We start from the raw sequence: 14,482 nt of genomic DNA, 5'->3' as shown, positions 1-14,482 counted from the left end.
AGCGGCGAGCGGAGCGAGGAGCGAGCCACAGCTGACACCGCTCAGCGGTAACCGGCGATCCGCGTTCCAGCGGATCGGCGTAGCGCGGACGTAGGACGCTCTGCGGAACGCGACCGCCCGCTCGGGCCGACCGCGGGCGAGCGACGAGCGGAGCGAGGAGCGAGCCACAGTAAACTCTGCGTCATGGAGATCGAGATCGGGCGCGCCAAGCGCGCCCGCCGCGCGTACGCCTTCGACGACATCGCCGTCGTCCCGAGCCGCCGGACGCGCGACCCCGAGGTCGTGTCGGTGAAGTGGTCGATCGACGCGTACCAGTTCGCGACGCCGATCCTCGCCGCGCCGATGGACTCGGTGGTGTCGCCGGCGACGGCGATCCGGCTCGGGCATCTGGGGGCGCTGGGCGTCCTCGACCTCGAGGGTCTGTGGACGCGGTACGAGGACCCGGAGCCGCTGCTCGAGGAGATCCGCCGGCTTCCGGCCGAGACCGCGACGCAGCGGATGCAGGAGATCTACTCCGCTCCGATCCGCCCCGAGCTGGTGACCGCGCGCCTGGCCGAGATCCGCGCCGCGGGCGTGACCGTCGCCGGGGCCCTGTCGCCCCAGCGGACCGCGGAGCTGTACCAGACCGTCGTCGACGCCGGGGTCGACGTGTTCGTCATCCGCGGCACGACCGTCTCGGCCGAGCACGTCTCGCGCGACACCGAGCCGCTGAACCTCAAGAAGTTCATCTACGAGCTCGACGTGCCCGTCATCGTCGGCGGCGCCTCCACCTACACCGCGGCCCTGCACCTCATGCGCACGGGCGCCGCGGGCGTCCTCGTCGGGTTCGGCGGCGGTGCCGCCTCCACCACCCGCACGACGCTCGGCATCCAGGCTCCGATGGCGACCGCGGTCGCCGATGTCGCCGGCGCTCGCCGCGACTACCTCGACGAGTCGGGCGGACGCTACGTGCACGTCATCGCGGACGGCGGCCTCGGCACCTCCGGCGACATCGTGAAGGCCGTCGCGGTGGGCGCGGACGCCGTGATGCTCGGCTCGGCGCTGGCGCGCGCGACCGACGCTCCCGGCGGGGGCTGGCACTGGGGCGCGGAGGCGCACCACCCGCAGCTGCCGCGAGGCCGCCGCGTCGAGGTCGGCACCGTCGGCACCCTCGAGCAGGTCCTCTACGGCCCGGCAACCGGCGCCGACGGCACGGCGAACCTCATCGGCGCCCTGCGCCGCTCGATGGCGACGACCGGCTACTCCGACCTCAAGGAGTTCCAGCGGGTCGAGGTCGTCGTCGCGCCGTACCAGCCCAGCTGACGCTCACCGACCGAGGCGATCCGGACCGTCGAGGCCGCCGCGAACAGCGGGCTCCCTCGACGGCCCGGAGGTCCCTCGACGCGGTGGACGCCGGGACGGGCCGGCCGGATGAGCAGGGGGCCGGCGTCGTGGGCCTTGCGCCAGCCCAGCGGACGACGCTGCGGACCCGCGCGCGGAGCCGGTCCTCCCGGCGCTTCTCGGCGAGAAGCACGAGCTCGGGAGCGGTCCCGGAGGAACGCCGGGTCGGTCCAGGTCGACGGCGGTCTGCGCCGGATCCGAGACGGCGAGTCCGTCGATCAGTGCGGGTGAGGGCGGACGAGCGCTCCGCGACGCCGTTCCGCATCCGGCTGCCCAGGTCCGTCGCCCCTCGACATGCACGGTCACCGCGAGCGGCTCGACCAGGGGGGTCCCGGACCGCCGCCGCCGACTCGCGGAGGAAGAAGGGCGCGCTCCAGGTCGCGGCCACGGCGTCGATCCGCGCCCGCTGCCGCACGAACTCGTCCGACCGGCGGCACGCCCCGTCTCGACAGATCCCCACTGCACGCTTCCGCCCCCCTTTCCCTCCCTCCGCTCCTCCTGTGGAGACTCCCCCCACCCCCTGTGGACAGTGAGGGACGCAGGACCGCCGAGGCCGCCGGGAAACTGCGGGATCCCTCGACGGGTCGGGGTTCCCTCGGCAGGAGGGCTCCGCACGCGCCTAAGCTGGAAGTCCCGAGTGGGAGCGCCGCACGGCGCGGAGGGAGCACGCATGGTCGAGGTCCGCAGGGTCAAACTGCCCGGTGTCGGCGTTCTGCACACGTTCCTGACGGCCGACGGCGGCAAGGTCGGCGTCATCGCCCACCGCTCCGGCCACAGCGACCTGATCACGTTCGCCGAGGGCGACCAGGACGGCGCCAAGGTGTCCCTCCGCCTGAGCGACGACGAGGCGCACACCCTCGCCGAGCTCCTCGGCGGCACGCAGATCACGGAGTCGCTGACCGCGCTCGACCAGATCCCGGGCCTCTCGATCGACTGGTTCACCGTCGACTACGACGACCACATCGCCGGACAGCAGCTCGGCAAGCCCGCCGACCGCGGGATCGTCGGGCTGACCGTCGTCGCCGTGGTCCGGGGTGACGCCGCCAACCCGGCGCCGGCCCCCGACTTCCGCGTCTTCCCCGGCGACACCCTCGTGGTCGCCGGCAGCCCCGAGAAGGTCGCCAAGGCGTTCGCGTTCTTCCGCACCGGCAGCTTCGCCAAGACGGTCGACGCCCCGCCCGGAGCCTGAGAATGCACCACGGCGAAGACCTCATCGTCCTCGGCGTCCTGTTCGTCGTCGCCTACGTCCTCGGCCGGCTGGGGAGGACGATCGGGCTCCCGGCCATCCCGATCTACATGGTCGTCGGGCTCCTCGCGAGCCCGAACTTCCACCTCTTCCCACTCGACTTCGAGTCGAGCTACATCGAGCTGACCGCGGTCTTCGGGCTGATACTCCTGCTGTTCAACCTCGGCCTGGAGTTCGACCAGGACGAGTTCTTCGGGAACGCCGGCCGCCTGATCCTCTCCGGCGGCTCCTACATCGCGGTCAACATGGCCGTCGGCCTCGGCTTCGGCTTCGCGCTGGGCTGGGGGAGCCGCGAGGCGCTGATCATCGCCGGCATCACGGCGACGAGCTCGAGCGCGATCGTCACCAAGCTGCTGATCGAGCTCAAGCGCCTCGCGAACCCCGAGACGCCGATGATCCTGGGCGTCACGGTCGTCGAGGACATCTTCATCGCGGTCTACCTGGCGATCGTGTCCGTCGTGCTCTCGGGCGAGACGGAGCCGTGGCCGGTGGTGCTCAAGCTCGTCATCGCGTTCGCGTTCCTCGTGGTGATGTTCGCGATCGCCCGCTGGGGCGGGAAGGTCGTCTCCCGCTTCTTCCGCACTCGCGACGACGAGCTGTTCACGATCCTGTTCTTCGGTCTCGCCATCCTGTTCGGCGGCATCGGCGAGGTCCTCGGAGTGACGGACGCCATCGGCGCGTTCCTGATCGGACTGGTCATCGGAGCGACGCGGTTCCGGTCGAGGGTCGAGCACATCGCGATCCCGCTGCGCGACGTGTTCGGAGCCTTCTTCTTCGTCAACTTCGGTCTCGGGCTGGATCCCGGCGCGTTCCCGAGCGTCGTGGTCCCGGTGCTGATCGCCGCGGTGATGACCATCGTCCTGAACCTCGGCGCGGGGCAGTTCGTCGCGTGGCTCAACAAGCTCGGACCGCGCGCGGGCCTGAACGCGGCGTTCATCCTGCACAACCGCGGCGAGTTCGCGCTCATCCTGGCGACGCTATCGCTCTCGGCGGGGCTCGACGAGCGGATCCAGCCCTTCGCCGGCCTCTACGTGCTGATCATGGCGATCGTCGGGCCGATCCTCGCCTCGCGCTCCGAGAGCATCGGCGCGTTCCTCTCGCGGCGGCGGCACCGCCCGGCACCCGCAGCGGCCACGGCCATGGACGAGGAGGACTTCGCGCTCGTGGAGGCGGCGATGGCCGCGCCCGCCGTCTCCGCGGAGGAGGTTCCCGCTCCTCCGAGGCGCCCCGCGGAGCCGGACGAGCTCGACGACGAGTTCCCCGATCCGATGCGCCAGGCGCTCATCGACCAGGCGATGCAGCAGTCCGACGGCGCCGACGACGCCCGGCCCCGCCGCCCGAGGGAGCCCGACTACTGATCCCACGGAGCTCCCACACTCACGGGTTAGGCTCGATCCGGCCCGCGGGACACCGCACGGATCGAGGGCGGACGAGGGACGAATGACGCAGAGCACGGTCGGGCAGGTGGCCCGGCGCCCGCGCTGGATCGCCGCGCTGGCGCTCGCACTCCTGATCGCCGGGCTCTTCGCCGCGCTCGGGCAGTGGCAGGTCGGCCGCGCGGTCGAAGCCGCCGCGCCCGACTCCGGAGTGTCGGAGACGACGCTCCCGCTCGCGGAGGTCGCGACCCCCTCCCGCTCGATCACGGCGACCGCCGACGGACAGCGCGTGGAGGGCTCGTCCGTCTTCGTGCCGGGCGGTGCCGAGATCCTCGGCGGCCGCCTGAACGGCGAGCTGCCGGGCTGGTGGGTCATCGCCCGCACCCGCACCGCCGACGCCGACCTGGTGCTCGCCTACGGCTGGACGCAGGACGAGGCGCAGGCGCAGTCCGTCGCGGACGCCCTCAACAGCGGGAGCGAGCAGGCGCCCTCCTCCTTCACCGGCCGCCTCGTGGCCAACGAGGCGGCGGAGGTGCCGGCGGAGGGCCTGGACCCCGCCACCCTCACCGCGCTCTCCGTCCCCGCGCTGATCAACCGCTGGCCGGATCCGCCGCAGGACGTCTACCAGGGCTATGTCGTCGTCGACGAGCCGGTCGCCGGCCTCGGGGCGATCGACTCCCCGGCGCGCGTGAGCGACGTCTCGCTGAACTGGCTCAACGTCTTCTACGCGATCGAGTGGGTCGTCTTCGCCGGCTTCGCCCTCTATCTCTGGTTCCGCCTCGTCAAGGACGCGTGGGAGCGCGAGGCCGAGGAGGCGCTCGACGCCGAGGAGCGCGCCCGCGCCGACCTGGGCGACCGGGCCGAGGCCCCCGCCCCCGCACCGTAAACTGGTCGTCATGCCCCTCGAGCCCAAGCCCGCGCAGTTCCCTGCGATCCGGAGCGCGCTGCGCTTCTACCGGGTGACCTCGATCATCACCGGCGTGATGCTGCTCCTGCTCTGCGCGGAGATGCTCCTCAAGTACGTCTTCCACCTCGAGCTGTTCGCCTTCGGCCAGCAGGGCGTTCTGCACTTCGCCCCGATGTACGAGGTGCCCGGAGGCGAGTTCAGGTCGAGCGGCACCGGCGCGAACCTGTCCACCGGCATCCTGATCGCGCACGGCTGGTTCTACGTCGTCTACCTCTTCGCCGACTTCCGCCTGTGGAGCCTCATGCGCTGGCCGTTCACGCGCTTCGTGCTCATCGCGCTCGGCGGAGTGGTGCCCACCCTCTCCTTCTTCGTCGAGACCCGCATCGCCCGCGAGGTCGAGCAGTACCTCGAGCGCCGGACCGCCGGCACCGACCCGAAGACCCCGACCGACTCCGTGGAGGCCCCCCATTAGCGAGCAGCCCACCGCTCCCCAGCCGCACCTGGCCGCGCAGCCCGTCCTCGTCGTCGACTTCGGCGCGCAGTACGCGCAGCTGATCGCCCGCCGGGTCCGCGAGGCGAACGTCTACTCCGAGATCGTGCCCTCCAACGCCACGGCCGCCGAGATCGCCGCGAAGTCGCCCGTCGGCATCATCCTCTCGGGCGGCCCCTCCAGCGTGTACGAGGAGGGCGCCCCGCAGCTCGACCCCGCGATCTTCGACCTCGGGGTCCCGGTCCTGGGCATCTGCTACGGCTTCCAGGTGATGGCGAAGACGCTCGGCGGCGAGGTCGCCAACACGGGGCTGCGCGAGTACGGAGCGACGGACGCCGCCCTCTCGACCGACGGTGGCGTGCTCCTCGGCGAGCAGCCCGCCGACCAGACGGTGTGGATGAGCCACGGCGACTCGGTCGCACAGGCGCCCGAGGGCTTCGAGGTCCTCGCCTCCACGAGCTCCACCCCGGTCGCCGCCTTCGGCAACGACGAGCGCCGTCTCTACGGCGTGCAGTGGCACCCCGAGGTCAAGCACTCCGCCTACGGCCAGGCCGTCATCGAGAACTTCCTCCACCGCGCCGCGGGCATCCCGGCCGACTGGAACTCCTCCAACGTGATCGACGACCAGGTCGCCGTGATCCGCGAGCAGGTCGGCACCGGACGCGTCATCTGCGGCCTGTCCGGCGGAGTCGACTCCGCCGTCGCCGCTGCGATCGTGCACCGTGCCATCGGCGACCAGCTCACCTGCGTCTTCGTCGACCACGGACTCCTCCGCAAGGACGAGCGCCGCCAGGTCGAGGAGGACTACGTCGCCGCGACCGGCGTCCGCCTGGTCACCGTCGACGCGCGCGAGCAGTTCCTCGACGCGCTCGCCGGCGTCAGCGACCCGGAGCAGAAGCGCAAGATCATCGGCCGCGAGTTCATCCGCACCTTCGAGGCCGCCGCCGAAGCGCTCGTGCTCGAAGCGCAGGGCGAGGGCGAGACGATCGACTTCCTCGTCCAGGGCACGCTCTACCCCGACGTCGTCGAATCCGGCGGCGGGACCGGCACCGCCAACATCAAGTCCCACCACAACGTCGGCGGACTCCCCGAGGACCTGCAGTTCGCCCTCGTCGAGCCGCTCCGCACCCTCTTCAAGGACGAGGTCCGCGCGATCGGCCGCGAGCTCGGCCTCCCCGAGGTCATCGTCGGCCGCCAGCCCTTCCCCGGACCCGGCCTCGGCATCCGCATCGTCGGCGAGGTCACCCAGGAGCGGCTCGACCTCCTCCAGGACGCCGACGCCATCGTCCGCGCCGAGCTCACCGCCGCCGGCCTCGACACCGAGATCTGGCAGTGCCCCGTCGTCCTCCTCGCCGACGTCCGCTCCGTCGGAGTCCAGGGCGACGGCCGCACCTACGGCCACCCCATCGTCCTGCGCCCCGTCTCCTCGGAAGACGCGATGACCGCCGACTGGACCCGCCTGCCCTACGACCTCCTCGCCAGAATCTCCAACCGCATCACCAACGAGGTGAGCGGCGTGAACCGGGTGGTGCTGGATGTGACGTCCAAGCCCCCCGGCACCATCGAGTGGGAGTGATTCCGCGGGTCTCCGCACGGTCATCTGCGGCGTTGTCGGCGGTTGCGATACCTCCGGTATCGCGCCCTTCTCCGCCTTGCAGCTGACCGCGCGGAGACCCGCGGAACGTCAGGAACGGCTCCCTTCGAAGGGGGCCGTTTCTTGTTGAGGGGAGCGGGTGGGGGAACGAGCCCCTGCGGGGCCGTTCCCGGGTGCAGGTAGAGGGGAACGAGCCCCTGCGGGGCCGTTCCCGGGATGCAGGTCGGGGAACGAGCTCAGGTGGCTGTTCAGGGAACGGGTGGCCGCGGTTCGGCCGGGGGATCGGTCGGGGTTGACCGGTGCCTGGCGAGGCGTTCCGAGTGGCGGTCAGCGGGACGAGGCCCTGCGGGGACGTTCCTGGGGTGCCGGCGGAGAAGCGAGCTCCTGCCGAGCGGTCGGGGAACGCGGGTCGGCGCTGGTCCGGGGGCCGAGGTGCAGGCGGCAGGCTCGCGAGCGCGGGTCAGGCGGGGGTGTCGAGCACGCCGATGAAGCGGGTGCCGATGCCGTCGTACTCGTCGCGGCGGTGGCCCTCGGGGTGGTGCGGCCAGGAGGCGGGGGAGTGGTCCTCGCAGACGAGGAACGTGAACTCGGGCCACCACTTCTTCGGGCGGGCGGCCTCGGAGCGGCCGCAGACGGTGCAGTCGAGGGTCACCCACACGGGACGCCTGCCGGTGCGGTTCGCGCGCGACTGGACGAGCCAGGCGGGCGGATCCTGCTCGAGGGCGGCGAGCTCCTCCTCCGACAGACGGGTGGGGATGCCGTGCCGCGTCGCCATCTCGAGGGGGATGTCGAGGCGCTGAGCGGCCTCGCGACGCGTGATCATCCGGCCACCCTAACCCAGCGCCGCGCGCGGACCCCGAGGCCGCAGCGACGCGCGCGCGAGCAGCCACTCCAGCGGGCCCTGCCCCACGAGCCGCCTCCAGAGGAGAGCGGCGACGATCGAGCCGACCACGAAGACGCCGAGCAGCGTCCAGCTGCGCCACGCCTCGAAGTCGAACGGCTCGTACGGGACCAGGTACACCGCCAGCGCCACGAGCTGCAGCGAGTAGATCGTCAGCGGCATCGCACCGACGGCCGCGATCGGAGTCGCCGCCCGTGCCAGGAGCGGCAGCCGCTGCAGCAGAGCCGTCAGCGCGCCGAGGACCACGCAGGCGACCCCGCCCGCCCCGAGGAGCTCGGCGGTGGTGCTGGCGTGCGCCTCCACCGCCTCCGGACCCCCGAGCAGCAGCCCGCCGCCGTAGCCGAGCACGGCCGAGACGGCGCCGCCGACGACGACCCAGCGCTGGGTGGTCGCGGACCGGACGTCGCAGCGCGCGATCAGGAGGCCGAGTACCACGTACGCCAGCCACGACGGCACCGGGTAGTACTGGGTGAGCCAGATGAGGGGCTGCGCGGCCAGGAGCGCCTCGTCGGGCGACAGGGTCGAGAGCCAGGAGCCGCCGGCGCTCGTCAGCGCGTCGACCGCGAGGGGCCCGGCGATCGCCGCGACCGCGACCAGCAGGGCGAGGACCGCCCGCGGCAGGAAGAGCAGCAGCGCCGCGACGAGGAACATCACCCCGTAGTGCGGCAGGATCACCGCGATCGGCGTCCCGAGCAGGGTGAGGGCGACGCCGATGACGAGCAGGTACAGCCCGCGGAGCAGGATCGATCCCGTGTCCTGCCAGGGCCGCGAGGAGCGCTGTGCGCCGCCCGTCATCAGCCCGATCGACACTCCCGCCAGCACGGCGAAGAGGACGGAGCTGCGGCCGTTCCAGAGCATCTCGCTCTCGACGGGGGCGAGGTGGGCGGCGAACATGCCGAGGACGGCCAGGCCGCGTGCGACGTCGAGGCCGACGATCCGGGAGTCTGCGGCGCTCATCCCTCCATCGTGCCAGGCGCTCCCGGCAGTGCACCGGGAACGGCGCTGGGGCCGGGAACGACGACGGGCGCCCGACCCGGAGGTCGAGCGCCCGTCGGACGTGGTGCGCCGTGCTACTCGCGGAAGATCGCGACGAGGCGCAGGATCTCCAGGTACATCCAGACGACGGTGACCAGGATGCCGTAGGCGCCGGTCCAGCCGTAGATGCGGGGGAGGCGGTTGCGCACGCCCTGCTGGATGAACTCGAAGTCCATCACGAGCGAGTACGTGGCGAGCGCGACGGCGATGAGGCCGATCACGATGCCGATGAAGCCGGTGCGGAGACCGAAGCCGCCGCCGACGCCGAAGAGGCCGAGGCCCAGGTTCACCAGCGAGAACACCGCGTAGCTGATCATGCCGATGAAGAAGATCTTGTTGAGCTTCGGCGAGGTGCGGATCTTGCCGTTCATGAACAGCGCCAGGGTGACGCCGATCACGATGACGGTCGCCATGAGGGCCTGGACGACCGCTCCGGCGTACGCGCTCTCGAAGAACTTCGAGATCGCGCCGACAGCGATGCCCTGGGTCGCGGCGTAGCCGAGGATCAGGGCGGGCGACGGCTGCTTCTTGAAGGCGTTGACGATGCCCAGCACCAGCGCGACGAGCACGGCGGGGAGCATCAGGCCCGGGACGAACCAGCCGACGGCCGCACCCGCGAGGAGCACGACGAAGGCGAGGGCGGTCTTGGCGAGGGTGTCCTCGACGGTCATCCGGTCGGTCTCGACGGAGCCGGCGGCCGGACGGGAGTACATCTGGTCGAGCGTGCCGGGGGAGACGTCCGGGAGGTCCTGCACGCGGCCGGCGTAGCCGCGGTTGCTGAACTCCGGGCGTCCGAAGGCCGGATTGTTGCTTGCCATGGTTCCTCTTCTCTCAGGTGCGCTGGTCTCCGAGGGAACTCGCGGATCTGAGTCGCTGTGGGTGCGGGGTGCGCCGCGGATCCGAGAGGACTGCGACGATGGACACCACCTTATCTGAGAGCACCTCTCAGAGTCTGGCTGTTCTCTTCGAGCGGACCTCGACTCCGCTGCGAGCCGTGCAGAGCCGCCCGTAGGATCGCGGCATGCCCGCGCGCCAGTCACCGCTCGTCATCGGCCACCGCGGAGCGAGCGGCTACCGACCGGAGCACACCCGCTCCGCCTACGAGCTGGCGATCGCGCTGGGCGCCGATGCGCTCGAGCCCGATCTGGTGGCGACCCGCGACGGCGTGCTCGTCCTCCGCCACGAGAACGAGATCTCCGGCACGACGGACGTCGAGAAGCGCCCGGAGTTCGCTGCGCGCCGCACCACCAAGCGGATCGACGGCCGCGAGATCACCGGCTGGTTCACCGAGGACTTCACCTGGGACGAGCTGTCGGAGCTGCGGGCCCGCGAGCGGCTGCCGGCGGTGCGCGGCTCCAGCGCCACGTTCGACGGCCAGTTCCCGCTGCTGCGCTTCAGCGAGCTGCTGGCGCTGCTGGACCGGGCGGCGGAGGACGATCCGCTCGCTCCGCCGGGGCTCGTCGCCGAGATCAAGCACGCGACGTACTTCGCCAGGATCGGGCTGCCGCTGGACGTGCTGCTGCGCGAGGAGCTCGCCGCCGCGGGCTGGGGACCGCGCGACCCGCGGCTCACGATCGAGAGCTTCGAGAAGACCGTGCTGGAGCGGCTCGCGGTGAGCGGAGTCGGCACCCGCCGGATCTACCTGCTCGAGTCGCGGGGCGCCCCGCCCGACCTCGTGGCCGCCCACGGCGCCGACGCGGCCCCCTACTCCGCCTTCACCACGCCGCCGGGACTGCGGAACCTCGCCGGAGCCGTCGACGGGATCAGCGTCGACAAGAGCATGCTCTTCTCGCGGGACGCGGCCGGCCGGGCGACGGGGACCGGTCCGCTCGTCGAGGACGCCCACGCGGCCGGGCTCGAGGTCTACTGCTGGACGCTGCGCGCCGAGAACCGATTCCTCGAGAAGGTGCACCGCCGCGGGAAGGACCCGGCGGAGTACGGCGGCTGGCAGGAGGAGTTCGCGATGATCCTCCGCTCGGGAGTGGACGGCGTCTTCGCCGACCAGCCCGATCTGGCGATCGAGGCGCGGGCGGCCGAGCAGGAGCGTCTGCTCCGCGGCTGAACCCGGATCGTGATCGGGCGCTCCTCCGGCGCGTGCCGAGCGGACGCGGAGGCTGCGCTGGCATCATCGGCTCACCACCGCCCGCCCGACCCTCGAGAGGAGGCCCCGTGTCCACCCGAGAGCGCATCACCCGCCGCTGGATCACCACCGCCGTCCTCGCCGTGATCGGCGTCGCCGTCGTGTACTGGCTCGCCGTGCTCACCCCTCAGGGCCAGGGCGTCGAGAACTCGGGGCTCCGGGGCGCCGACCTCGTCTTCGGCCGCGCCACCGGCGCCGCCGCGGGGGCGCTCGCGGACGTCACCCCGCTCTCCATGGTCGTCGGCGCCCTGCTCGTCGCGGCGATCGCACTGATCCGGAGGCGCCCGGCGCTGGCCGTCGCCTCCGTCGGCTCGATCGTCGTCACGGCCGGGCTCACCCAGCTGCTCAAGAACGTGGTCCTCGAGCGGCCCGAGCTGGTCGACACCGACTCCTGGTACACCGGCGGCAGCTTCCCGAGCGGGCACACCGCGGCGGCCGTCTCGGTGGTCTTCGCCCTGGCGATGGTCGTCCCCGGGCGCGCGCGGACCGTCGTGCTCGCGCTGGGCGGCGCGGTCGTGGTGCTGGTCGGCAACCTGACGATGGCCGCCTCCTGGCACCGGGCGAGCGACGTCCTCGGGGCCGACCTCGTCGCGCTCGCCTCCGCCTCCGCCGCCTGCGCGTGGCTGACCACCAGGGCCCAGGTGGGCCGAGCGCCGAAGAGGCCCGCGCGTCGCGGGGTGAACCGGCTGCTCCTGGTGTGCTCGGTGATCGTGGTGGTGCTGCTCGCGGCTCTCGCCGTCCAGGGCATCCAGTACTACCCCGACGACACGAAGGACCTCACCGCCTTCGCGCTCCTGCAGCTCCTGGCGGTGTCGACGTCGGCGCTCGCCGTGCTCGGCTTCTCCCTCGCGTGGCGCGGACTGGACGTCGGCGGGGCGCTCACCTCGCCCGCGCCGCGTCAGCGGACCGCCTGACCGCTCCCGGTGTCGGAGGGGCGATCTACACTCGGAGGGACATGAGCTTCCTCTTCGATCCGAGCGACTCCCGCGCCACCCCGGTCATCGTCGGTCCCCCCGGCGGCCCCGGGGACGCGCCCCGCACCGACCCGGCGCACGAGCAGCTCGTCGCAGGGCTGAACCCGCAGCAGCGCGAGGCGGTCGAGTACCGCGGAGACGCGCTGCTCATCGTCGCGGGTGCGGGCTCGGGCAAGACCAGCGTCCTCACCCGGCGCATCGCGAGCCTCCTGGGCAACGGCGAGGCCTGGCCGAGCCAGATCCTCGCGATCACGTTCACCAACAAGGCCGCGGCCGAGATGCGCGAGCGCGTCGAGAAGCTGGTGGGGCAGAGCGCCGAGGGGATGTGGATCTCGACGTTCCACTCCGCGTGCGTGCGGATCCTGCGCCGCGAGGCCGAGAACTTCGGCATGACCAAGTCGTTCACGATCTACGACTCGGGCGATCAGCGCGCCCTGCTCAAGCGCATCGTGAAGGACCTCGAGGCCGACTCGCTCGGGATCACCGTCGCGAGCGCCTCCGCGAAGATCTCCAAGCTCAAGAACGAGCTCGCCGACGTCGACTCCTACGCCCGCACCGCGAACCTCAGCGACCCGAACGAGGAGATGTTCCTCCAGGTCTTCCGGGCCTACTCGCGGGCGCTCGAGGGGGCGAACGCGTTCGACTTCGACGACCTGATCGCGCAGACCGTCTACCTCTTCCGCGCCTTCCCGCACGTCGCCGCGAAGTACCAGCGGCGCTTCCGCCACGTGCTGGTCGACGAGTACCAGGACACGAACCACGCCCAGTACTCGCTGATCCACGAGCTGACCCGGCCCGTGCCGCCGGCGACGATGGCGGCGGCGCAGTTCGACCGCCCCTACCGCGGACCGGTCACGGCCGACGGCTCCATCCCGGGGGCCTCGCTCACCGTCGTCGGCGACTCGGACCAGTCCATCTACGCGTTCCGCGGCGCCGACATCCGCAACATCGTCGAGTTCGAGCGCGACTTCCCGGGCTGCCGCGTGATCCTGCTCGAGCAGAACTACCGCTCGACGCAGAACATCCTCTCGGCGGCCAACGCCGTCATCTCGAACAACTTCGACCGTCGCGCGAAGAACCTCTGGTCCTCCAGCGGCGACGGGGAGAAGATCGTCGGCTACACCGGGTACTCGGGTCACGACGAGGCGCAGTTCGTGGTCGACGAGATCGCCCGCCTGCACGCGGCGGGCACCGGCTACGACGAGATCGCGGTCTTCTACCGCACCAACGCGCAGACCCGCGCGCTGGAGGAGATCTTCATCCGCTCCGCGCTGCCCTACCGGATCCTGGGCGGCACGAAGTTCTACGAGCGCGCCGAGATCAAGGACGCACTGGCGTACCTGATCACGGTGGCGAATCCGGCCGACGTGCTGGCGCTGCGGCGCATCATGAACACTCCGAAGCGGGGCATCGGCCCCGCGACGGAGGCGCAGCTGCAGTCGTTCGCCGACACCAACGCGGTGACCCTGCGGGAGGCGATGCGCAACGCCGGCTCGCTCGGGATGGGCCCGAAGGTGACGAAGGCGATCGTCGACCTCGCGACCCTCCTCGACGAGTGCGCGCTGATGCTCGACCCCGCACGGGAGGGCGGCGAGGCGAAGGTGCACGAGGTGCTGACGGCGCTCCTCACCCGCAGCGGCTACCTCGACATGCTCCGCGCCAGCCGCGACCCGCAGGACGAGGCCCGCGCCGAGAACGTCGACGAGCTCATCGCCGTCACCAAGGAGTTCGCGCGCAACAACCCGGACGGCGGGCTCGTGGACTTCCTCACCGAGGTCTCGCTGGTCGCCGCGGCCGACGACCTCGACGACGACTCCGGCACCGTCTCGCTGATGACGCTGCACACGGCGAAGGGCCTCGAGTACGACGCCGTGTTCCTCACCGGCATCGAGGAGGACCTGCTCCCGCACCGCATCTCGGCGAACGAGCCCGGCGGCCCGGCCGAGGAGCGGCGGCTGTTCTACGTGGGGATCACCCGGGCCCGCAAGCGCCTCTACCTCTCGCTCGCGATGACCCGCGCGCAGTACGGCGAGACGTCGGTCGCGATGCCGAGCCGGTTCCTGCAGGAGATCCCGGGAGAGCTGATCCAGTGGCGCCAGTCGCCCGGCGCGGCGACCTCGCGCGGCGGCACGCAGCCCCGGGCCCTGAACGCTCAGCGGCCCGGCTTCGGCAAGTCGCGATCGAACACCGAGTTCCGGGAGGCGCTCGCAGCGGCGCCGAAGGCCAAGGGCGAGTTCCCGAACCGGATCACCGGCATGGTGCGCGACAACGGCGACCTCGAGCTGATCCCGGGCGACCGCATCCGGCACACCGACTTCGGTGAGGGGCGCGTGAACGCGGTGACGGGCGAGGGCTCGAAGCGCGTCGCGCACGTGCTCTTCGACCAGGTGGGCGCGAAGAAGCTGCTGATCAAGGTCGCGCCGATCGAGAAGATCTAGT

At 71.7% G+C, this 14,482-nt stretch carries 12 protein-coding genes; 9 read left to right on the top strand and 3 right to left on the bottom strand.

Going from position 1 to position 14,482, the window contains the following annotated elements:
* Window positions 1-183: 183 nt before the first annotated feature.
* The 6 genes from C5C53_RS13755 to guaA all read left to right on the top strand — a co-directional run bounded on the left by C5C53_RS13755 (window position 184) and on the right by guaA (window position 6,975).
* Window positions 184-1,302, top strand: a complete 1,119-nt coding sequence (locus C5C53_RS13755; protein ID WP_104224734.1) for a GuaB3 family IMP dehydrogenase-related protein — start codon at window positions 184-186, stop codon at window positions 1,300-1,302.
* Between the two features lie 748 nt (window positions 1,303-2,050).
* On the top strand, window positions 2,051-2,569 hold the full coding sequence (locus C5C53_RS13750) for a cation:proton antiporter regulatory subunit (RefSeq protein WP_068256939.1): 519 nt from the start codon (window positions 2,051-2,053) through the stop codon (window positions 2,567-2,569).
* Window positions 2,570-2,571: 2 nt separating this feature from the next.
* Entirely contained in the window at window positions 2,572-3,984 is a 1,413-nt protein-coding gene (locus C5C53_RS13745) for a cation:proton antiporter (protein ID WP_104224735.1), read from the top strand.
* A gap of 82 nt (window positions 3,985-4,066) precedes the next feature.
* Entirely contained in the window at window positions 4,067-4,888 is an 822-nt protein-coding gene (locus C5C53_RS13740; protein WP_104267789.1) for an SURF1 family cytochrome oxidase biogenesis protein, read from the top strand.
* Window positions 4,889-4,898: 10 nt separating this feature from the next.
* The gene (locus C5C53_RS13735; RefSeq protein WP_104256110.1) at window positions 4,899-5,381 is read left to right on the top strand and encodes a DUF3817 domain-containing protein; all 483 of its coding nucleotides are present in this window, start codon (window positions 4,899-4,901) and stop codon (window positions 5,379-5,381) included.
* Between the two features lie 28 nt (window positions 5,382-5,409).
* Complete coding sequence (gene guaA, locus C5C53_RS13730; RefSeq protein WP_104227304.1) at window positions 5,410-6,975, top strand: glutamine-hydrolyzing GMP synthase; 1,566 nt, start codon at window positions 5,410-5,412, stop codon at window positions 6,973-6,975.
* Between the two features lie 478 nt (window positions 6,976-7,453).
* On the opposite strand, the gene C5C53_RS13725 is transcribed toward guaA, so the two are convergent.
* The 3 genes from C5C53_RS13725 to C5C53_RS13715 form a co-directional block, all read right to left on the bottom strand.
* The gene (locus C5C53_RS13725) at window positions 7,454-7,816 is read right to left on the bottom strand and encodes a DUF5997 family protein (RefSeq protein WP_104267788.1); all 363 of its coding nucleotides are present in this window, start codon (window positions 7,814-7,816) and stop codon (window positions 7,454-7,456) included.
* A gap of 9 nt (window positions 7,817-7,825) precedes the next feature.
* On the bottom strand, window positions 7,826-8,851 hold the full coding sequence (locus tag C5C53_RS13720) for a DUF418 domain-containing protein (protein ID WP_104267787.1): 1,026 nt from the start codon (window positions 8,849-8,851) through the stop codon (window positions 7,826-7,828).
* A gap of 113 nt (window positions 8,852-8,964) precedes the next feature.
* On the bottom strand, window positions 8,965-9,747 hold the full coding sequence (locus C5C53_RS13715) for a Bax inhibitor-1/YccA family protein (protein WP_104224741.1): 783 nt from the start codon (window positions 9,745-9,747) through the stop codon (window positions 8,965-8,967).
* Between the two features lie 203 nt (window positions 9,748-9,950).
* On the opposite strand from C5C53_RS13715, the gene C5C53_RS13710 reads away from it, so the two are divergent.
* The 3 genes from C5C53_RS13710 (at window position 9,951) to C5C53_RS13700 (ending at window position 14,481) form a co-directional block, all read left to right on the top strand.
* Complete coding sequence (locus C5C53_RS13710; RefSeq protein ID WP_104267786.1) at window positions 9,951-10,991, top strand: glycerophosphodiester phosphodiesterase family protein; 1,041 nt, start codon at window positions 9,951-9,953, stop codon at window positions 10,989-10,991.
* 107 nt (window positions 10,992-11,098) lie between these two features.
* The gene (locus C5C53_RS13705) at window positions 11,099-11,983 is read left to right on the top strand and encodes a phosphatase PAP2 family protein (protein WP_104224743.1); all 885 of its coding nucleotides are present in this window, start codon (window positions 11,099-11,101) and stop codon (window positions 11,981-11,983) included.
* A gap of 41 nt (window positions 11,984-12,024) precedes the next feature.
* A complete protein-coding gene (locus C5C53_RS13700; protein WP_104227300.1) occupies window positions 12,025-14,481 on the top strand; it encodes an ATP-dependent helicase in 2,457 nt (818 codons plus the stop codon).
* The last annotated feature ends 1 nt before the right edge of the window (window position 14,482 follow it).

It is taken from the genome of Rathayibacter sp. AY1E3 (genome assembly GCF_002932235.1).
Lineage (GTDB): Bacteria > Actinomycetota > Actinomycetes > Actinomycetales > Microbacteriaceae > Rathayibacter.
Note: the sequence above shows the minus strand (reverse complement) of the source record. Positions and strands in the feature narration are given on the sequence as shown.